We start from the raw sequence: 20,522 nt of genomic DNA on the forward strand, positions 1-20,522 counted from the left end.
CCGGCAGCGCCGCCATGCCAGCAGCCGACGGCCAGCAGCGCCATCGCCGCGGGCCCCAGACGCCGCGCCCGAAACCGATCGGTCAGCCCGCCGGCCCAGATCATCACCAGCGCCGACGCCGTCGTGCCGAGCGTGTAGATTCCGCCCCACGCGCCGTGGCTCAGCCCGAACTCGGCGCGGATCTCGCCCGCGAAGACCGAGATGAAGAAGGTCTGGCCGAAAGACGAGCTGAAGCTCAGCAATGCCCCCGCGGCAAGGAAGGACGCATTGTCGCGCACGAAACGCAAGAAGCTCATGGAGGACCGCCTTTCAGCGCATTGGTGGCAACGAAGATGGCCGAGGGGAAGTCCGTACGGTTCGAAACCTTCCCCGACTCCAAGCGTTTGTCGGGCGAACCCTCGAAGGAGTCCACCGGACATGTCCGACCCCATCGCAGCCCGACCCGCCCAGGACCGGGCCGGTATCCGCGTGATCTGCAACGATCACTCGGGTCGCAACAGCCGCGAGGCCGAGGCCATCGATCTGGCCATGAAGGTGCTCGGCCCGCAGGCGGAGTTGTGCCACGTCAAGGGAAGCGACATCACCGAAACCGCGCGCGCCGCGGTGCGCGACGGCTATGCCACCGTGGTGGCGGCGGGCGGCGACGGCACGATCATGGCCGTGGCCTCGGCGCTCAACGGCACCGATTGCACGCTGGGCATGCTGCCCTTGGGCACCTTCAACTTCTTTGCGCGCGGCTATGACATCCCCGAGGACCCCGAAGGCGCGGCCCGGGTCATCGCCGCGGGCCATGCGCAGACCATCGATCTGGGCGCGGTGAACGGCCGGTTGTTCCTCAACAACGCCAGCATCGGGGTCTATCCCGCGATCCTGAAAGAACGCGAGACCGTCTATCGCCGCTGGGGCCGACGCCGCATCGCCGCGCATTGGTCGGTGCTCAAGACCTTCTGGCGCTTTCGCCGCCCCCTCAAGGTCGAGATCGAGGTCGAGGGGCAGCGCCGCCGTTTCCGCACGCCGCTGGTCTTCGCCGCCCGCTCGGCGTTCCAGCTCGAACATTTCGGCCTGCAGGGTGCAGATTGCATCCGCGATGGTGGTTTCTCGGTCTTCGTGACGCCGGATGTCGGCCGCTTGGGCCTCCTGTCGGATGCGCTGCGCCTCGCGGTCAAGCAGATGCGGCTTGGCGAGGATTTCGAACTGATCTGCGCCGACCGGCTGGTGATCCATACCAAGCGCAAGCGCCAGCTCGTCGCCTGCGACGGCGAGAAGTTCCTGATGGACGGGCCGCTCGAATTCACCATGGTGCGCGACGCGTTCCGCATCTTCACGCCGCCCCCCGGCGACGAGGCGGCGGCATGAGGCGGGTCCTGCACATATCCGACTTGCATTTCGGCCGCACCCGCGAGGACCTGCTTGAGCCGCTGATCGAGGCGATCAACCGGCTTGCGCCCGATGTCGTGGCTTTCTCGGGCGATCTGACGCAGCGCGCCCGCGAAAGCCAGTTCGAGCAGGCCGCCGCCTTCATCGCGCATCTGGAGATGCCGGTGCTCGCTGTGCCGGGCAATCACGACACGCCGATCGACAATCCGTGGCTGCGCTTCGTGAAGCCTTTTGCCCGCTATCGCCGCCTGATCGACGAGGATCTGGAGCCCGAATTCCTCGATGACGAGCTGGCCCTTGTCGGGGTCAACACGGTGAACCGCTTTGCGTGGCAGTCGGGCAAGATCAGCCGCCGCACCATCCGCCGGGTCTGCGACGCCTTCGAGGGTCAGATCGACGGGCGCACGCATCTGGCGATGATGCACCATCCGCTCGAACACGATCCGGGCACGGAAAAGCGACTGATGCGCGGGGCGCGCGCGGCGGTGGCCTGTCTGGGCCGCTGCGGGGCCGACGTGGTGCTGTCAGGGCATCTTCATAACGCCGCCGTGGCGCCCCTCACCGCGGCACCGGGCGTGCTTCTGGTGCAAGCGGGCACCGGGCTGTCGTCTCGGCTCCGCGAGGAGACCAACAACTTCAACCTACTCCATATCGAGCCCGGCGCCATCAAGGTGGAGCGATACGGGGCCGAGAATCAGCCCCGTTTCAAGATCATCCAGACCGCCCGCTTCGCCAAGGCCAAGGGGGTCTGGCGCGAGGTCTAGAGCACGTAGCGCGACAGGTCGGTCGAACGCGACAGCTCGCCCAGATGCTCCTCCACGAAGGCCTCGTCGACCTTGATGCTCTCGCCCGCGCGGTCGGGCGCGGTGAAGCTCAGCTCCTCGAACACCCGTTCCAGCACGGTATAGAGCCTGCGTGCGCCGATGTTCTCGACCGAACGGTTCACCTCGGCCGCGATCCGCGCCAGCGCGGCAATGCCGCCTTCGGTGAACTCGACCGTCACCTGTTCGGTGCCCATCAGGGCCGCGTATTGTCGGGTCAGCGCGTTGTCGGTCTCGGTCAGAATGCGCACGAAATCCGCTTCGGTGAGCGCGCGCAGCTCGACCCGGATCGGCAACCGGCCCTGAAGCTCGGGCAAGAGGTCCGAAGGCTTGGCCACGTGGAACGCGCCCGACGCGATGAACAGGATGTGGTCGGTGCGGATCGGGCCGTGCTTGGTCGAGACGGTGGTGCCCTCGATCAGCGGCAGCAGGTCGCGCTGCACGCCCTCGCGGCTGACATCGGCGCCGCGCGCATCCGCCTTGGCGCAGACCTTGTCGATCTCGTCGAGGAACACGATTCCGTTCTGCTCCACGTTCTCGACCGCGGCCTTGGTCACCGTCTCGTCATCGAGCAGCTTGTCCGCCTCGTCGGCGATCAGCAGCTCGTAGCTCTCGGCCACCGTCACCCGCTTCTTGACCTTGCGACCGCCCATCGCCTTGCCGAAGATGTCGCCCAGATTCATCATGCCGCCGGGCTGGCCGGGGATGTCGAGACCCTGCATCGGGTTCGAGGTGTCGGTCACCTCGACCTCGATCATCGTGCTGTCGAGCTCGCCGCCCTTCAGCTTGCGGCGGAACATCTCGCGGGTCTGGTCGCGCGCGTCGGTGCCCGCGATAGCCGAGATCACCCGTGCCTCGGCGGCCTCATGCGCCTTGGCCTTCACGTCTTCGCGCATCTGCTCGCGGGTCTGGAAGATCGCGGCATCGACCAGATCACGGATGATCTGCTCCACGTCGCGGCCGACATAGCCCACTTCGGTGAACTTGGTCGCCTCGACCTTGAGGAAAGGCGCGCGCGCCAGCTTGGCCAGACGGCGCGAAATCTCGGTCTTGCCGACGCCGGTGGGGCCGATCATCAGGATGTTCTTGGGATACACCTCGTCGCGCAGGTCCGCGCCGAGCTGCTTGCGCCGCCAGCGCGACCGCAGGGCCACGGCGACGGCGCGCTTGGCCTCCTTCTGGCCGATGATGAAGCGGTCGAGTTCGGAGACGATCTCGCGGGGGGTCAGGTCGGTCATGGGATGTCCTCGTCTGGGGATGACGCGAGGCCTCAGGCCTCGAGCGTCTCCACGGTCAGTTTGCCGTTGGTGTAGACACAGATGTCGGAGGCGATCGCCATGGCGCGGCGCGCGATGGCCTCGGCGTCCATCTCGGTCTCCATGAGCGCGCGCCCGGCGGCCAGCGCGAAGTTGCCGCCCGATCCGATCGCGGTGACGTCATGCTCGGGCTCGAGCACGTCGCCCGCGCCGGTGATGACCAGAAGATCCTTGCCGTCCGAAACGATCAGCATCGCCTCAAGCTTCTGCAGATACTTGTCGGTGCGCCAGTCCTTGGCCAGCTCGACGCTGGCCCGCGCCAGCTGCCCCGGCGTCGCCTCGAGCTTCTTTTCCAGCCGCTCCAGCAGGGTGAAGGCGTCGGCAGTCGATCCGGCAAAGCCCGCGATGACCTCGTAACCGCCCGGAGAGAGGCGGCGCACCTTTCGCGCGGTGCCTTTGATCACGGTCTGGCCGAGGCTCACCTGGCCGTCGCCCGCGATCACCACCTTGCCGCCCTTGCGCACACCGATGATGGTCGTGCCGTGCCAGCCGGGGAAGTCGTCGCTCATCTTGCCTCCTGTCGCGGCGGGCAGTGACCCGCGCGCCATGCGTAATTCGATAAAGGTGAAGGGACGCCCCGCCACCATCCGGGCCGATATGGGGGTCGAGGTCGGAAAGGGCAAGTTTGGCCCGCCTCAGAGCCTTGTGCAGACACGAAAAAGGCGCCCGAAGGCGCCTTGATCGACACTCCGCGAGGCGGATCAGATCGACTCGTCGATCCAGCCTTGAGCGCGGCCTTGGGGGCGGCGCCGGCGCGGTTCGAGACGATCTCGCCATCCTTGAACAGGAACAGGGCCGGGATGCCGCGCACGCCGAGCTGCGCGGGGGAGTTCGGATTCTCGTCCACGTTGACCTTCACGATCTTCACGCGGTCGCCATACTCGTTCGAAAGCTCTTCGAGGGCGGGGCCGATCATCTTGCAGGGGCCGCACCACTCGGCCCAGAAGTCCACCACCACGGGGACATCGGACTGACGCACTTCGGCGTCGAAATTCGCGTCGTTGACTGCAACGGTGGCCATCGGGGCTCTCCTTGGGTCTCGGTTTGGATGAGAGAGGTAAGGATGCGCATCAGGCGCGTCAATGGGCGGCCCGGCGCAACGCCGTCATGACGAGATCGCGGGGCAGGGGCATCAGCCGCGCCTGGGCGGTCCACAGCACCGCCACCTCGACCCGCCGGTCGGGCCAGAGCCGCTCCAGCATCGCCGCATAGGCCCCCATCTGCCGCAAGATGCCCTCGGGCGTGTCCTCCGCGCGCCCCGGCACCATGCGGTTGGTCTTGAAGTCGATGGCCAGCACCCGGTCGGGCGCGATCACCAGCCGGTCGATCGCGCCGTGCAACCGCCTGTCGCCAAGCTCGGGCAGGGCGGCGGTGATCCCCGCCTCGGCCAGCGTGCCGGGGGCGAAGACCCGCTCCAGCCCCGGCGCGCCGACGAGGCCCAGCGCATCGGCGAGCAGGCTGTCGGTCTCCTCGACCTCTGCGGCCTCCTCGGCATTGGCCAGAAGCCTGCGGCCCTGCGCCTCGCGGCTGGCCTCGGGCAGGGCGGGAAGGTGTTCGAGCAGCAGGTGCATGAGCGTGCCGCGCGCCCGCGCCGCCTCGCCCTCGTCGGGGTCGCTGTCGCCTAGCATCACCTTGGCACCGCCGAGATCCGAGGGCGACAGCGTCGCTTGGGCGGCGTCGGGCAGGACCACGGCGGGATAGCGCGGCGGCGCGGGCAGGGCGGTGGCCTCGGCGCGCGGTGCCAGCCTCTCCCCGCAGGCCCAGTCGAGATGGGCATAGCGCAGCCCCTCGCCGCCCGGCATCGGCATGGCCTCGGCCCCGATCCGCTCCAGCCCTTCGGCCACCGTCGCGTGCCAGCTTTCGCCCGCCTCGCCCACATCGCCGGGCGCGCAGAGGATGAGCCAGCTTTCGGCCCGCGTCATCGCCACGTAAAGGAGGCGGCGGCGTTCGCGCTCCTGCGCGTCGATCAGCCCCTCGCGCAGCTCGCGCATCGGTTCGGGCATCGCCGCCGACGGCCCGGCGGCCCAGAGTTGCGCCTCACCCGCCGCATAGATCCTGTCGTTCAGCTTCACCTGCCGCTTGGCGCTGTCCGGCAGGATCACGATCGGCGCCTCGAGCCCCTTGGCCCCGTGCACCGACATCACTCGAAGGCGGTCGCCCGCGGATTCGGCCTGCCGCTTGATCTCCAGGTCGTCGGTCTCGAGCCATTCGAGAAAACCGGTGAGCCCCGGCACCTGCGCCTGCTCGTAGGAGAGCGCCTGAGACAGCAGCGCGTCGATCCCGTCCTCGGCCTCGGGGCCGAGACGCGCCAGCAGGCGGCGGCGGCCGTCATGGCGCAAGAGCAGCCGGTTGATCAGGTCGTAGGGACGCAGGAAGTCGGATTGGCGGCGCATGTCGTCGAGCACGGACAGGGTCTCGGGGTAGCGCGTCCGGGCGTCGCGAAGTTGCGGCCAGAGATGGCCGGGGCGACCCTGCGCAAGGCGATAGAGGTCGTTCTCGCTCCAGCCCAAGAGCGGCGAGCGCAGCGCGCAGGCCAGCGACAGGTCGTCTTCGGGCAGGGCGAGGAACCGCAGCACCGCCGCGATGTCCTTGACCGCCAGCTCGCCGCCGATGCGCAGCCGGTCGGCGCCCGCGACGTTGAGCCCCTTGGCCTTGCAGGCGCGGATGATCTCGGAAAAAAGCGCCGAGCGCCGCTGCACGAGGATCAGCACGTCGCCCTCGCTCACCGGGCGACGGTCGTAGATGCCCGAATGGCCGCGTTCGACCGGGATCGTCTCTTCGGCCTTCATGCGGGCGATCTCGTCGGCGATGCGCCGCGCCAGCACCACCGAGGGGTCGGTCTCGCCGGGGCGGTCGACCGGGTTGGTCCAATCCTCCTCCTCGGTCTCGGTGTCGGGCTTTTCGACCGGCGGCCACAGATCGACGCGGCCCGGCATCGCCGATTTGAAGGCCCGGTGCGGCACCTCGCTGCCCAGCCCCTCGCGATGCGGCCCCACGAAGGTCGCGTCCACGGCGCGCAAGATCGCCTCCGAGGACCGGAAGGAATGTTCGAGGTCGAGCCGGTTCAGCCCCGCGCCCGCCGCTTCGAGCCGCTGCGCAAAGTGCTGCTGCATCCGGTCGAAACCCTCGGGATCGGCGCCTTGGAACGAATAGATCGACTGCTTCTTGTCGCCGACGACAAATATCGTGCGGCGGCGGTCGGGCTGCGCGCCTTCGCCCGCCGCGAACTCCTGCGCCAGCCGTTCGATCACCGCCCATTGCGCCGGGCTCGTGTCCTGCGCCTCGTCCACGAGGATATGGTCGATGCCGCCATCGAGCCGGAACAGCACCCATTGCGCCACCGCCGGGTCGGTCAGCAGCTTGCGCGCCTTGCCGATCAGGTCGTCGAAGTCGAGCATGCCGCCCAAAAGCTTGCGCCGCTCGTAGGCGGGCACGAAGGCGCGGGCGAAAGCGTCGAGAACGCGGGTCTTTTCGAGGGCGATCAGGGTCAGCCGCGTCGCGCGCCCCTCCTCGATCCGGGCCATGAGATCGTCGAGCCGCTCGATCAGCGAAGGGTCGCTCTCGCGCAGTTTCTTGGTGGGGAACTTGCCGATCTTGGCGCCGAAGGGCGCGGCGGCGCTGGCGCCGAACAGCAGCAGGTTTTCGAGAAGATCGAGCAGACCCGCATCGGGGGCGGCCTTCAGATCGACGGCATCGAGCCTGTCGGCGGCCTTCTGATCCGTCACCGACCCCTTGCGCAGCAGCACCCTGAGCGCGCCCAGCGTGTCGAGATCATCCGGATCGAGACAGACGTCGTAGAACCGCGCCAGCGTCAGCCCGGCGGGCAGGTCGAAATACCTCGCCAGCCCCTCGTCGTCGGGCGCGCCCAGAAACGCCTCGCGCCGCCCGGTGATCTCTCGCAGCAGATCGTCGAAATCGCCCTCGGGGGCCTGAAACGCCAGCGCATCCACGAGCGACCGCTCCGGCCCCGAGGCCATCGCGTCGACCACCTCGGCGCGCAGAAGCTGCGCGGTGCGGTCCTCCATCTCGGTGAATTGCGGGCTGACCCCGGCCTCGAGCGGAAAGCGCCGCAAGAGCCCCGCGCAGAACGAGTGGATCGTCTGGATGCGCAGGCCCCCCGGCGTCTCGATCGCGCGGGCGAACAGCGTACGGGCCGAGCGCAGCGTGATCGCCTGCGGCGTGCCGAGCTGCTCCAGCGCGTCGCGCAGGCTGGCATCCTCCATCATCGCCCATTCGCCAAGCCGCCGGAACAGGCGGTTCTGCATCTCGCTGGCCGCGGCCTTGGTGTAGGTCAGGCACAGGATGTTCTGCGGATCGGTGCCGTCGAGCAGCAGCCGCGCCACCCGGTCGGTGAGCACGCGGGTCTTGCCCGAGCCCGCATTGGCCGAAAGCCATGTCGAATTGGTCGGATCGGCGGCGCGGACCTGCCGCTCGGTCGCGTCGTCGCGGATCATCCGACATCCTCCCCTCGGGCGTCCTGCGAGAAGTCCCATTCGCCAAAGCGCGACAGGTGGTCGTAATCGCTGCGGTCCTTGTCGCTCATCATCGCCATGCGGGCCGAATAGCCGCGATCCGGCTCCTGCCAGCGCGCAATCAGGTCGCGCAGCTGCGCCCAGACCTGATCTGGCGGGATCTCGTCCAAAGGCGCGGGCACGGTGGTGCCCTGACCGCCGAGGCCGATATAGGCGGCGCCCGCGACACGGGCCTTGCCCGCATCCTTGAAACCGCCGCGCTCGGCCATCGCGGCCTCCAAGAGAAGCTGTTTCTCAAAGCTCTTCTGCTGCGGCACGGTGGGCGGCTTGCCGGTCTTGTAGTCGTAGATGCGCAGGCCCTCGGGGCCTTCGTCGATCCGGTCGGCCTGCGCGGTCAGGGTGAAGCCCAGATCCTCCATCACGGCCGCACCGTCCGTCTCGAAATGGCGCGGCGTGGCCAGCGCCTGCCGCGCGGCCTCGGTGGTCAGGAACCAGTCGCTGATCCGGGCGATCCGGGCGATCCAGAGGCGGCGCACGGTGGGCCAGGGGCATTGCGCCTCGAGCACCTGTTCGGTGACCTCCATCAGCCGGGCGCGCGCGGCCGGATCGGTGGGGGCGATGCCATCCTTCAGGAACCGCTCGAACACCTCGTGCAGCACCGTGCCGCGCAGCGCGGCGTCGGGGTTGGGCGTCAGCGGGTCGAGACCGCGCAGCCGCAGCACGCGGCCCGCATAGATCGCGTAAGGGTCGCGGATCAGCGTGCGGATCGCCGTGACCGAGAGCCGGTCGGGCCGGGCCGCGACCGGCGGGCGCGGGCTCGGGCGCGGCGCGGGGGGCACGCGGGACTGCGGCACCGAGAGCGCCGTCGCGCGCGCCAGCCAGTCGGCGCCCCGCGCACGCATCTCGGCCAATGCCGCGCGCCCGCCCTGATCGGGCAGACCCTCAAGCAAGTTGGTCAGCCGGTTGATCCAGCGCGAGGGCACCGTTTCGCTGTCAGACGAGCGGGTCGAGCGGGTGATCCAGACCTCGCGCACCGCCACCGCCTGCTGGTAGTCATGCGCCGAAAGCCCGATGCGCCGCTCGGGCAGCAACAGCCCCGCCTGCGCCCGCATCTTGCGGTTGAGCCACGGATCGGCCGGCGGCGCTTCGGGCCACGAGCCTTCGTTCATCGAGGCGAGGATGGTCAGATCCGCGCCCTGCACCCGCGCCTCGAGCGTGCCACGGATGAGCACCTGCGGGTGGCCGATATCGGGGTTGCGCACCTCGACCCGGCGCAGCACGCCGAGAAACAGCAAGCGGTAGTCGCGGATGCCCATCTCGCCCGCCGCCTCGGCATGTTCGGCCAGCCCCTCGCAGGCCTGCCGCGCCGCACGTCCCGCCGCCTCGTCCCACAGCCCGCCGCTGCCCTCGGCCCCGGGACCGGAGGCGAGGCATTCGGCAAGCTTCAGGTGGCAGGAGAGATGCTCGGACAGCGGCTTGTCGCCCGCCTCGGGCACGAGGCCCAGCGCCTCGCAGAGCCAGTCGGCCCAGACGACGCGGCCGGTGTCACGCTCGCCCGTCTTTTCGGCCCAGCGTGTCAGGAGCGCCGCTTCGGGATAGGCCGCCCCCTCGCGGCGCAGCGCCAGCTCGAGCTCGCGCGTGCGCAGCAGGTGCGGGCCCCGGTCGCGCCCCGAATGGCACAAGGGATGCTTCAGGAGCGACAAGATCGCCGCCGGGCCGGGCCGTTCGCCCATGATCTCGGACACCAGCCGCAGGAACCGCCCCGGCGGGGTCAGAGGCAGCGGCACGCCCGCGCTGTCATCGGCAACGAGTTCCCAGCGGTCGAGCGCCGCCGAAACCTGCCGCGTCAGCATCCGGTCGGGCGTGACCAGCGCCACGGTCTTGCCCTCGTCCACGGCGGCGCGCATGCGCAGCGCGATGGTCTCGGCCTCCATCCGGGGCGAGGGCGCCTCCAAGAGCGTCAGCCCCTCGGTCGCGGGGCCGAGATCGCCAAGCTCCGGCCCTTCGTCGCGCCACTGGTCGGTGACGGGTGCCGGGCGCAGCGACAGCGACACCAGCCTGTTGCGCGCGGGCGAGGGGGCGGGCGTGTCGTGCCACAGCCGCAGGTCGGCCGCCTCCATGTCAAGCATCCGCAGGATCCGGCGAAACCGGAACTGCGGGTGGTCCTCGGCGGCGAGCGCCTCGTCGAGCCGCTCCCACACGTCCTGGGGCTGGTCCATGTCGACGCCGGGCAGCACCACCGCGCCCTTCTCCTGCCGCGCCACGGCCTGCAAGAGCAGCGCCGTCGCCCCGCGCGAGCCGGTGGAGCCCGCGACGATCACCGGGTCGGCGGGCGGCGCCTCGGCCCATGTCGCGATCAGGCGCTCCACCGCCATGCGCTGCCGCGCCTCCCGGTCGGGGGCGGCGTCAGGGCCGAACCAGATGTTGACGATGTTGAGAAACTGCAAAGAGCGCGCCCAATGGCCCGAAAGGTCGGTGACGTCGAGATTCGCGATGTCGTCGGGGGCGACCCCCTCGCCCTGCATCTCGTCCATCAGCCCGGCGAGGCTGTCGGAGAGGTCGTAGAGCGCCGCGCGCGGCGCAAGGTCGGGCTGCGCTTCGATCAGCCGGGAGACGAGCTGCGTCAGCTCCAGCCTGCGACGCAGGGGGGCGACGGGCAGCGGCAGTTCCGGCCCCAGCGGGTCGAGGGCCAGATCGGTGATCAGCCGCAGCCGCGGCAGCAGCGTCGCCGGGCCTTGATCGAAAATGTCGCGCACCCGGCGGCGCATCCGGTTGGTGCCGAGATAGACGGTGATGCGGGCCATCGCCTCGGGGCCCTCGTCGCCAAAGCGCGCGCGCAGCCCCGCCACCAGCCCTTCGGCGAAATCGACGCCGCAGGGCAGGGCGTAGAGATGGGCGGGGCCGACATCCGAGAAGGGGCCAGTATCCGAGAAGGGGCCGGTTTCCGAGAAAGGTGTGGCGGCGGGAAAGCTCTCAGAAGACATCATCGCCCTGCAGCATGGATTCGGCGATCGGGATGCAGTCGGGGCGGCCGACATCGCACCAATGCCCATCATGGACGACGCCATAGAGCCGCCCGCGCGCCGCGATCTCGTTCCATAGCAGGTTCAGCGAGAACGCCTCCTCGGGGATCGCGTCGAGCCCGTCGGGCAGGATGATCTGCGCCCCCGAATAGACATGTCCCGGCCCGCGGGAGAGCCGCCCTTCGGCATCGACGAGGAAATCGCCCGGACCGGTATGACCCATCGCGTTCTCGCGCGGGAGCAGCAGCAGCAGCGCCTCCATGCGAGACGGGTCCCAAGCGCGCTTCAGCGCGGTGAGCGGGTTCGGCCCGGACCAGATCGCGTCCGAATTCAGCGTATAGACCGGACCGGGCCCGAGCAGAGGGCGCGCCTTGCGCAGGCCGCCGCCGGTCTCCAGCAGCTTGTCGGTCTCGTCCGACAGGATCACGTCGCGGCCCGCGAGGTGATCGCGCAGCACCTCGCCCCGGTGGTGCAGGTTGACGACGCGGCGCAGCGGCATCAGCGGCGCGGTGAGATCGAGCGCGTGGTCGATCAGGGGCCGTCCGCCGACCTCGACCATGGGCTTTGGGCGCTGGGCAGTGAGCGGCCCCATGCGGCGACCGAGGCCGGCGGCAAAGATCATGATGGCGCTGGGCGTCCCTTGGGGGGTCATGCGGCGGTCTCCTCGGGGGCGGGGATGGCAGCGGCGCAGGCGGCGACGCCGGACAGCGCCGGGTGGCGCAGATCGGCGCGGATCTGGTTCCAGACGCGGGGCATTAGTGCCAGATAGCGGGTTTTTCCGTCGCGTCGGGCAAGGCGGGCAAAGATGCCGAGGATGCGCAGGTTGCGCTGCAACCCCAGCACGGCGCAGGCGGCGGCGACCTGCTTCGCATCGCGGCCCGTGGCGCTGGCAAAACGGGCGATCATCGCGGCGCGCAGATCCTCCGACACGTCGCGGCGCGCGTCGCGCAGCAAGGAGACGAGATCGTATTCCGGCGGCGCGCGCAGCGCGTCCTGAAAATCGAGCAGGCCGATCCGGTCGGTGCCCGCGCGCTCGGGCCGCCAGATCAGGTTCTCGGCATGATAGTCCCGGAGCGCCAGCACCGAAGCCTCGGGCGCGTGCCGCTCCAGCGCGTCGCGCAGGGCCGATTGCAGCGGGTCGAGGTCGAGGCCGGGCGCGTACCACTCGCCCAGTGGCGCGATCATCTCGGCGCCGACCCCCGGGGTGAGCGTCGAGAGACCGGCGGGCGGCGCCGCCAATTGCAACCGGGCCAGAACGTCGATCGCGGTCTCGTAGGGGGCGGTGTCGCCCGGATGCGCCTCGGCCCATTGTGCGACCTGCACGGGGCCCAGATCCTCGATCACCGCGAGGCCCGCATCGCGGTCGAGCGCGTGGATCGCCGGGGCGCAGAGACCGAGGCCGCAAAGATGACGCGCCACGGCGACGAAGGCGTCGAGCGCCGCGAGCGTGTCGGTGGGGCAGATCATCAGAATCAGGCTCTCGCCTGACGGGGCCGTCAGCCGTTCGTAGCGCCGCGTCGAGGCATCGCCCGCCAGCGGCGCGCGGGCATGGGACCCGAACCCGTGCCGGGCGAGGAAGGCGTCGATCTCAGGCAAGGACAAGCTCCAGGCGCGCGTGCCAAACCTCGGGGCCGGACATGCTCAGCAGATGCCCGTCGGGCCGCGCCTCGAAGGCCAGCGACAGCGCCTCGGGCGGGGCCATGTCGCCCATGCGGTCGGGCCATTCGATCAGGCAGATGGCGCGGCCCATCGCCTCTTCGAGGCCCAGTTCGACAAGCTCGAACGGGTCCGACAGGCGGTAGAGATCGCAATGCCAGATCTCGGCGCCCGGCGCGTCATAGCTCTGCACGAGGGTGAAGGTGGGCGAGGGGACCTCTTCGTCGGGGTTGCCGGTGCGCGCGCGGATCAGGGCGCGCGCGAAAAAGCTCTTGCCCGCGCCGATCTGCCCCGAGAGCAACAGCGTGTCGCCTGCCCGCAGATGCGGCGCCAAGGCACGCGCCAGCGCGAGGCTGTGCGATTCGTCGGGAAGGAAGATCGGACCGGCAAGGAGGCTCATGGCCGCAACCTAGGCGCTGGGCCGTGTGCTGCAAGCCGAAACGCCGGGTCAGCCCCTTTGCAGGCGGATCGGCTCCTTGCCGTCGCGCGGCTCTTCGCCGGTGGTCAGGGTCTGCGCCGAGAGGCGGGACCGGTCCGGCGTCTCGGGCGAGAAGCTGGTCATGGTCGTGCCGCCGGGCAGGGGGGTGAAGCGGCAACAAAGGCCGCGCCCGTCGGAAAGGCGAAGCCGGTCGGACCACTCGGCGCGTTCGCCGAAGGCGGTGACGAAATCGCGCAGCTCTCCCAGCACCGGGGTCGGGGCGATCATGTTCTGCCAGCGGACGATCTCGTCGAGCAGACCGGTTTCGGACAGGCCCGGGTCGGGCGCGCCCCACAGATCCTCGTAGGCGCCGTTGTGCAACAACCGGGTGCCGCTGGCCGAGAAGACGGCGATTGCCTCGGGCAGGGTGTCGAGCACGGCGCGGGCAGTTTCGATCTCGGCGCGGAAGTGCCGGGTAAGCGAGATCTCGGCGCTGATATCCTCGAACAGGAAGGCGACCGCGCCGTCGGGATGCGGCCGCCCGGTGACGCGGTAGGTCTGCCCGCCGGGGAGCGACCACGTCTCGCAATAGGTGCCGCGCGTGGCCTGCGCCTCGAGTGCGGCGACCTGCTCGCGCCAGCTGGCGTAATCCTTGGGCTCGGGCAGCATGCTGCGGTCGCGCAGACGGTCGAGCACGGTCTGCACCTGCGGGCGCGAACTGAGAAAGGCCGTGGGCAGGCCGGTCAGGTCGTGGAATGCGGGATTGAACATCACGAGCTTGCGATCACGGTCGAAGATGGCAAGGCCGATGGCGAGCTGCGCGAAGGTCTTGGTCAGGGTCTGGATGAACTTGCGACGGGTCTGCTCAGCTTCGACGATTCCGGTCACGTCGAGCGCGAAATGCACGCGTTCGGTGCCGCGCCGCAGACGGGTGATCTCGTACCAGCAGTGCCGCTCCTCGCCCGGCAGCAGCAGGCTGACCCGGCAGCATTCGGCCCCCGTGCCGAGCGGAGCGTAATCGGAGGTCTCGAACAGCTCGGCCGGGGGCCAGTCGGTGGCGGCTTCGGCCGGGCCGGACATCCGTTCCGCAAGGCGCATATAGGCCCGGTTGGCCCAGCTCAGCCGCCCGCCCTCGTCGAGCTTCCAGATCAGCTGCGGCGCGTCCTCACCGATGCAGCGCAGCGTCTCAAGCTCGTCCTGCAGGGCCGCGAAGGCTATGGGATCGACCGGCGCGTCCCCTGTCCCTTCGGAATCGAGGGTCAGGCGCAGCAAACCGTTCCAGTGCTCGACCTCGATCTGGCCGAAACCGCCATTCGCCCTGAGCCGGAAGCTGCCATCGCCCTGGACCGTCTCCAGCCGGGCGACCAACCCCGGGAATCGGTGTTCTAGCAGGTCGCACAACAAGGCGCGCTCGGTACCCGATCCTTCGAGACGGTCGAGCAGGCGCCGCGCCGGGAGGCTGGCATCGACGAGACACTCGCCGTCGAACAGGAACACGCTGCGCGCCGCGCGGGGCGAGGCCCGCCGCCCCCAATCCATGTGCGTCACCCAAGACAGCAGGATCACGATCGCCGTCGCCGAAACGGTCGATACGATGACGACGACCAGCAAGGGGGCAACGGAGCTCAAAGGCATCTCCACACGCAACTGTGACGGGTGTTTGGCCAGACTGCGCAGGAAACATTAATCAGGCGTTAATCGCCGCTCATCGGCAGAACCGGTCTCGGTCAGGGCAGGAAATACGGATTCGGCGCGCCGATTGCAGGCTGCGCCTCGATCGTGTCGCGGGGCCATGCGACCATGACGATGGCACCGCCCGCGGCCGCGCCGCTGGCGCGCAGCCGCTCGCCGCCATTGGCGAAGCTGAGCCGCGCGCCCGAGCGCTCCAGCAGCGTCTTGGCGATGAACAGCCCCAGCCCCATGCCCTCGTAGCCCGGCCTGCGCCGCGAGCGCATGAACGGATCGCCGATGCGATCGATCAGGCCGGGCGGAAAGCCCGGCCCGTCATCCTCGATCGTCACCATCACGCTGTCGCGGGTCCATGACAGGTCGATCTCGACCCGCTCCCCGGCGAAATCGACAGCGTTCTGGATCAGGTTGCGCAGCCCGTGCACGATCTCGGGGCGGCGATGGATCACCGGCTGCGCCTCGGCGCTCCCGGTCGCCTCCGGCTCGGCCCCCACCGCGAAGACGACCTCGCGGCCGCGGGCCAGATGCGGCTCGGCGGCCTCGCGTACCACCGCCTCGAGCGGGGCCTGCCGCAGATGCGTGTCCTCCTTGCCGGCCCGTCCCATGGAGCGCAGGATGTCGCGGCATCGCATCGCCTCGGCCCGGATCAGCGCCGCGTCCTCGGCCCGCTCGGGCTGGTCCGAGAGATCGTCGGCCAGCTCGGCGGCGGTGAGGGTGATCGTGGCCAGCGGCGTGCCCAGCTCGTGCGCGGCGGCGGCGACGACGCCGCCCAGATCGGTGAGCTTCTGCTCGCGCGCCAGCGCCAGCTGCGTGGCCGCCAGCGCGTCGCCCATCGCCTGCCGCTCGAGTGTCACCCGCCGCACGTAGAGACCGATAAAGGTGATGCCGGTCGCCAGCGCCAGCCAGAAGCCGAAGCGCAGCAGCTCGGGCGAGGAAAGCGCGGTCATCTGCGGCGACAGGATCGGCAGGCTCCACAGCCACAGCACCGTCACCGACACCAGCGCCAGCCCACCGATCAGGAGCACGCCGGGCAGCCGCAGCATCGTGGCCGAGATCGTCACCGGGGCCAGCATCAGCAGCGCGAAGGGGTTGTCGAGCCCACCGGTGAGCCACAGGAGCACCGAAAGCTGGACGATGTCGAAGACCAGCATCGCGGTGGATTCGCCCTCGCTCAGCCGCCGCGTCGCCGGTAGCAGGAACGCCGCGAGCAGATTGGCGATGCCCGCCGCCCCGATGGTGATCGCCACAAGGCCGGTGGGAAAGACCAGCCCGTAGACCAGCGCCGCCACCAGCGCCGCGCCGGTCTGCCCCGCCACGGCGATCCAGCGCAGCAGGATCTGGGTCTTGAGCCGCACGCGGTTGCGCCGGCCTTGATCGCGCAGCATCGCCAGTTCGGTGTCGGGTAGGGGCAAGGCGCGGCTCCGGCTTGTGCGTCAATGAGGACCATTGATAGGCAGGGCCCGCGCCGCCATCAATGCGGCGGCCCGCCCCATGCCCCAGCGTATGGTCCGTCTCACAGGAGTTTCCATGCAGCGCCCCGTCGCCATCGCCGCCGCCGGCATCGTCGCCACCCTGATGGGCGGCGCGCTCATCGCCACGACGATCCTTGCCCCCTCGGACCGGCTCGCCGCCTGCCGCACCGGCAATGTCGCGGGGGGATTCAACCGTCTCGGTGGGCCCTTCACCCTGATCGACGGGGCGGGCCGCGAGGTCACCGACGCCGATGTCATCACTGAGCCGAGCCTGATCTATTTCGGCTATACCTCCTGCCCGGATGTCTGCCCGATCGACAACGCCCGCAACGCTGCCGCCGTCGACATCCTTGCCGAGGATCACGGCATCGACGCGCAGCCGGTGTTCATCACCGTCGATCCGGCGCGCGACACGCCCGAGGTGATGGGCGATTATGCGGCCAACATGCACCCCGAAATGGTCGGTCTGTCAGGCAGCGAGGCGCAGATCGCCGCGGCGGCCAAGGCCTATTCGACCTATTACGCCCGCGCCGACGAAGACCCCGATTATTACCTGATGAACCACCAGACGATGACCTATCTGGCGCTGCCGGGCCGGGGCACGGTCGAGTTCTTCGGCCGCGACGACGGCCCCGAGGAGGTGGCGCAGCGCACCGCCTGCCTCGTCGAGGCGGCGGATTGACCCGGCGCCATGCGAAGCTAGGTTTCGAGAACGCCCGGAAGGAGAGCTGTCCATGAACGCGGAGACCATCGATCTGGGCCCGGACCCGAGCCTGCTGCTCGTTGATGACGACGAGACCTTCCTCAAGCGTCTCGGCAAGGCGATGGAAAAGCGCGGCTTCGCGGTGACCATGGCCGGCACGGTCGAGGAAGGGCGGCGCATCGCGACGCAGTCTCCGCCCGCCTATGCGGTGGTCGATCTGCGGCTCGAGGACGGCAACGGGCTCGACGTGGTCGAGGCGCTGCGCGAGAGCCGCCCCGAGGCGCGCATCGTGGTGCTCACGGGCTATGGCGCCATCGCCACCGCCGTCGCGGCGGTCAAGATCGGTGCCACCGATTACCTGTCCAAGCCCGCCGACGCGACCGAGGTGACCAACGCGCTTCTGGCCCGCGGCGACGCGCTGCCGCCGCCGCCCGAAAACCCGATGAGCGCGGACCGGGTACGCTGGGAGCATATCCAGCGGGTCTACGAGCTGTGCGACCGCAATGTCAGCGAGACGGCGCGCCGTTTGGGCATGCACCGCCGCACCTTGCAGCGCATCCTCGCCAAGCGCAGCCCGCGCTGAAAGACACCTGCCGGAAAAAGAAAAGGCGCGCCCGGGGGCGCGCCTTTTTCATGTGACCGCTTGTGCGGTGGTGCCGCTGAAGGGACTCGAACCCCCGACCCCATCATTACGAATGACGTGCTCTACCAGCTGAGCTACAGCGGCGCCCGGGCGCCTCTTAGCACCCGGGCGGCGGCGGGAAAAGGGCTATTTTCGTGCCGCCGTCACCGCCTCGGCCTCGGTCCTGTCCGAAGCCGTCACCGTTTCGGCACCGACGATCTCGGCCTCGTCAACCGGCGAGGTCGCAGCTGCGGGCGAGGCGCTCTCGCGGGCGGGGAGGGGCGAGGCGGTGGCCGCGCCTTCGCGCACCGCCGGAACGGGGGCATCGGTCCGGCCGGCGCTGCCCCCGACGATCAGCGGCAGCATCTCGGTGCCGCGCGGCAGGGGCGTGCCACCCTCGGCCGGACGGGTCCAGGTCAGCGTGTCGAAGGCGTGGCAGTTGGAGCAGACCGGCTCCCAATGCGGATGCACGTTATGACAGTTCTCGCAGACCCATTGCGGGCCGCGCGGCGCGGTCAGCGCCCGCGCCAGCCAGCCACGCACCACCGCGTCGTCGGCGCCGCGGCCCCGCTCGATCGCGGCCATCAGGGTAAGCACGCGCGCGGTCGGGTCGGTCTCCACCAGATCACCCAAGGCGCGGCGCGCCTCGTTGAACTGCTCGGCCGCGATCAGAAGCTCGGCTTCGAGCATCCGGGTCTCGGGGTGGTCGGGGCGCGCCTTGACCAGCACCGAAAACCGCTTGAGCCGGGCCTGCGCGTCCTCTTCGGGCGCGATCTCGGCAAAGACCTGAGCGAGATCGGGATGCGGCTCGGCCTCCCACGCCTTGCGAACCACGCGGGTGGCATAGCGGGTATTGCCGACGGCGAGGTAGCTGCGCGCGGCCATGACGGCGGCGGGGATCAGGTCGGGCGAGAGCCGGTTGGCCTCGATCGCCTTCTCGCGCATCTCGATGCTTGCGGTCTCGTCGATCACGTCGCGCGCCTCGGAGAGTGCGAGCACCGCGTCGCGCCGCTTGGCGACGTTGCGCGGCAGGCTGCCTGAGCGGCGCTTGGCATCGAGCGTGGCGCGCGCGCCGGACCAGTCATGTGCCTCGGCCTGCAGGCGAAGCAGGGTGTCCTGCGTCTCCACATGGCGCGGCTTCAGCTCGAAAGCCTTCCGCGCGAGCTTCATCGCGGTGTCGGTGTCGCCATCGGCCAGACGCTGGCGCATCAGGCCGCGGATGCCGACAAAACGGGTGCGGTCGATCTGCACCAGCTCGCGGTAGGCGCCTTCGGCGGTCTTGCGGTCGCCCGTCAGTTCGGCGCCCTGTGCCACGAGGATCGAGGTGATCTCGGGGCGGCGCAGGTAGCGCTGGGCGCGGCGGCCCTTGGCCATCGCCGTCTCGCCTTCGCCGGAGGCCAGCGCGATCATGCCGTCGGCCAGCGCCTTGTAGCCCTTGCGCTCGCGCGAGCGCGAGAACCAGCGGCTGACGGCGGTGTCGTCGCCGTTGATGAAGTGCACCAGCGCCAGCAGAAAGCCGAGCGCCTTGAACAGGAGCCAGCCGAGAAGGGCGAGGAGCGCGATGGCCAGCACCAGCTGGAGCGGCCCGAGGGTGACCTCGTAGCCCGCCATGGCGATCTCGGCCCCGCCGGTCACGTCGGTGAGCCGCGCGGCACCCCAGGTGAGGCCGGCAACGACGGCGACGAAGACCAGGATCTTGATCAGGGACAGGAGCATGTGCGGCGCCTCAGTTCTCGGTCAGGGATTGCGACAGGGTATCGGCGGCGGCGAGCGCCTCGGCGCGGGTCCGGGCCGGGACGAGCCAGTCGGCCAAGGGCTCGCGCACCGGCTCGGGCAGGGCCTCGATCTCGGCCAGGGCTTCGGTCAGGCGGCCATCGCGCAGCGCGGCCTCGGCGCGCGACAGCACGGCATCCGTGGTCGCGCCGTCGCCGGGGGCGGTGGAGCGCAGCTGCAGCGTGTCGCGGAAGAACCCCGCGACGCGGCCGCCTTCCTCGCCCGACAGCCCCTCGCGCCGCGCAGTGGCGAGCGCCAGCCTCGCGGGCTCGGGAAAGCTCTCGATCAGCTCGGCGCGGCTCGCCACGCCCTCGGCGGCGGGGGCCACGAGAGGATCGGGGATCCCGGCGGGAGAGGTGGCCTGCAGCTCTTCGAGCAGGGCGGCATAGGGCTCGCCCGTCTCCAGCGCCGCCTCGATTTCGGCCAGCGTGGCACGGGCGCGGGCGCGGGCGGCGACGGCGGCGGCCTCGGCCTCGATCTGCTCGGCGGTGCGCTCGGCGGCAGAGACCTCCTGCGCGGCCTGTTCGGCCATGCCGGCGATCTCCTGCGCCTGTGTCTCGAGATCGGCGCGCAGCGCGTCGACCTCGGCCTGCCAGCGGGCGACGGCCTCGCGCGCCAGCGTGCCCTCGGGCCCGGCGCTGTTCTCGGCATCGACGAGGCGGGCGTCGAGCGCGTCGATCCGGCCCGCCATGTCGGCCAGCCCGGTTTCGGTGCTGCCAAGGCGCGCGTCGAGCGCGCTCAGGCCAGCCTCGGTTTCGCCGCGCAGCCCATCGAGACCGTCGGCGAGTGGTGCGACCTCCCGCTCAAGGCTGCCGAGCCTCGTGTCGAAATCATCCGCGCGCGAACTGCGGTCGAGCCAGAGCCAACCCGCACCGAGGCCCAGCGCCGCGGCGATCAGACCGCCGAGCAGGCCTGCGCCGAAGCCGGAGGCCTTGCTCGGGGCGTTGTGCGGGTCCTGAAACCGGGCACTGCTACGTGGGGGCGTGGAGCGGGTCGAAGACGTGTCGTCACCCGAGCGGCCTTCGTCGGCATCCGGCTTGGCGGCATCCTTGGGGCCGGACGTGGAGGAGGCCGGTTCGGTTGGAGCCGTCGCGGCGCCATCGGTTTCCTCGCCGAGGCGCGGGCTGCGCTTGACCGCAGGCATCGCCCCGGCGGCGCTCGTGGCCGGAGTGGCCGGAGT

At 70.0% G+C, this 20,522-nt stretch carries 15 protein-coding genes, 1 tRNA gene and 2 pseudogenes; 4 read left to right on the plus strand and 14 right to left on the minus strand.

The window, feature by feature from the left end; translation table 11 throughout:
- Positions 1 to 296: pseudogene (locus tag MBELCI_RS15400) on the minus strand (MFS transporter); the annotation flags it as partial.
- Positions 297 to 417: 121 nt separating this feature from the next.
- Here MBELCI_RS15400 and MBELCI_RS15405 point away from each other — a divergent pair.
- Together MBELCI_RS15405 and MBELCI_RS15410 are read left to right on the plus strand one after the other, a co-directional pair.
- On the plus strand, positions 418 to 1,356 hold the full coding sequence (locus tag MBELCI_RS15405) for a diacylglycerol/lipid kinase family protein (protein WP_021695178.1): 939 nt from the start codon (positions 418 to 420) through the stop codon (positions 1,354 to 1,356).
- A complete protein-coding gene (locus MBELCI_RS15410) occupies positions 1,353 to 2,141 on the plus strand; it encodes a metallophosphoesterase family protein (protein ID WP_021695179.1) in 789 nt (262 codons plus the stop codon). Before MBELCI_RS15405 ends, MBELCI_RS15410 begins: the two co-directional genes overlap by 4 nt.
- Here the strand turns inward: MBELCI_RS15410 and hslU are convergent.
- The 10 genes and pseudogenes from hslU to regB all read right to left on the minus strand — a co-directional run bounded on the left by hslU (position 2,138) and on the right by regB (position 16,157).
- Complete coding sequence (gene hslU / locus MBELCI_RS15415; protein WP_021695180.1) at positions 2,138 to 3,436, minus strand: ATP-dependent protease ATPase subunit HslU; 1,299 nt, start codon at positions 3,434 to 3,436, stop codon at positions 2,138 to 2,140. The genes MBELCI_RS15410 and hslU overlap by 4 nt on opposite strands.
- A gap of 32 nt (positions 3,437 to 3,468) precedes the next feature.
- A complete protein-coding gene (gene hslV, locus MBELCI_RS15420; RefSeq protein WP_021695181.1) occupies positions 3,469 to 4,023 on the minus strand; it encodes an ATP-dependent protease subunit HslV in 555 nt (184 codons plus the stop codon).
- Between the two features lie 192 nt (positions 4,024 to 4,215).
- Positions 4,216 to 4,535 (minus strand): annotated as a pseudogene (gene trxA, locus MBELCI_RS15425) (thioredoxin).
- A gap of 58 nt (positions 4,536 to 4,593) precedes the next feature.
- Positions 4,594 to 7,968: a double-strand break repair helicase AddA gene (gene addA / locus MBELCI_RS15430; RefSeq protein WP_021695183.1), complete on the minus strand. Its 3,375-nt coding sequence runs from the start codon at positions 7,966 to 7,968 to the stop codon at positions 4,594 to 4,596.
- Positions 7,965 to 10,973 (minus strand): double-strand break repair protein AddB, encoded by a 3,009-nt coding sequence (gene addB, locus MBELCI_RS15435; RefSeq protein ID WP_235047665.1) that lies wholly within the window; start codon positions 10,971 to 10,973, stop codon positions 7,965 to 7,967. Before addB ends, addA begins: the two co-directional genes overlap by 4 nt.
- The gene (locus MBELCI_RS15440) at positions 10,960 to 11,661 is read right to left on the minus strand and encodes a nucleotidyltransferase family protein (RefSeq protein WP_021695185.1); all 702 of its coding nucleotides are present in this window, start codon (positions 11,659 to 11,661) and stop codon (positions 10,960 to 10,962) included. The genes addB and MBELCI_RS15440 overlap by 14 nt, the downstream gene beginning before the upstream one ends.
- Positions 11,658 to 12,605: an aminoglycoside phosphotransferase family protein gene (locus MBELCI_RS15445; protein ID WP_021695186.1), complete on the minus strand. Its 948-nt coding sequence runs from the start codon at positions 12,603 to 12,605 to the stop codon at positions 11,658 to 11,660. Before MBELCI_RS15445 ends, MBELCI_RS15440 begins: the two co-directional genes overlap by 4 nt.
- Positions 12,598 to 13,065 carry a tRNA (adenosine(37)-N6)-threonylcarbamoyltransferase complex ATPase subunit type 1 TsaE gene (tsaE, locus tag MBELCI_RS15450; protein ID WP_021695187.1) on the minus strand — a complete coding sequence of 156 codons (468 nt, stop codon included), beginning with the start codon at positions 13,063 to 13,065 and terminating at the stop codon, positions 12,598 to 12,600. The genes MBELCI_RS15445 and tsaE overlap by 8 nt, the downstream gene beginning before the upstream one ends.
- Before the next feature lie 48 nt (positions 13,066 to 13,113).
- A complete protein-coding gene (locus tag MBELCI_RS15455) occupies positions 13,114 to 14,712 on the minus strand; it encodes a PAS-domain containing protein (RefSeq protein WP_021695188.1) in 1,599 nt (532 codons plus the stop codon).
- A gap of 98 nt (positions 14,713 to 14,810) precedes the next feature.
- On the minus strand, positions 14,811 to 16,157 hold the full coding sequence (gene regB / locus MBELCI_RS15460; protein ID WP_045320298.1) for a sensor histidine kinase RegB: 1,347 nt from the start codon (positions 16,155 to 16,157) through the stop codon (positions 14,811 to 14,813).
- A 142-nt stretch (positions 16,158 to 16,299) separates the two neighbouring features.
- Between regB and MBELCI_RS15465 the strand changes: the two genes are divergently transcribed.
- Positions 16,300 to 16,926, plus strand: a complete 627-nt coding sequence (locus MBELCI_RS15465) for an SCO family protein (protein ID WP_021695190.1) — start codon at positions 16,300 to 16,302, stop codon at positions 16,924 to 16,926.
- A gap of 52 nt (positions 16,927 to 16,978) precedes the next feature.
- Positions 16,979 to 17,530: an ActR/PrrA/RegA family redox response regulator transcription factor gene (locus MBELCI_RS15470; RefSeq protein ID WP_021695191.1), complete on the plus strand. Its 552-nt coding sequence runs from the start codon at positions 16,979 to 16,981 to the stop codon at positions 17,528 to 17,530.
- Positions 17,531 to 17,598: 68 nt separating this feature from the next.
- Here the strand turns inward: MBELCI_RS15470 and MBELCI_RS15475 are convergent.
- From MBELCI_RS15475 to MBELCI_RS21085, 3 genes are all read right to left on the minus strand, one after another.
- Positions 17,599 to 17,674, minus strand: a tRNA-Thr gene (locus MBELCI_RS15475).
- A gap of 42 nt (positions 17,675 to 17,716) precedes the next feature.
- Entirely contained in the window at positions 17,717 to 19,285 is a 1,569-nt protein-coding gene (locus MBELCI_RS15480; protein WP_021695192.1) for a heme biosynthesis protein HemY, read from the minus strand.
- A 10-nt stretch (positions 19,286 to 19,295) separates the two neighbouring features.
- On the minus strand, positions 19,296 to 20,522 hold a 1,227-nt coding region (locus tag MBELCI_RS21085; RefSeq protein WP_158497400.1), incomplete at its 5' end, for a COG4223 family protein.

The organism is Limimaricola cinnabarinus LL-001, from assembly GCF_000466965.1.
Taxonomy (GTDB): domain Bacteria; phylum Pseudomonadota; class Alphaproteobacteria; order Rhodobacterales; family Rhodobacteraceae; genus Limimaricola; species Limimaricola cinnabarinus.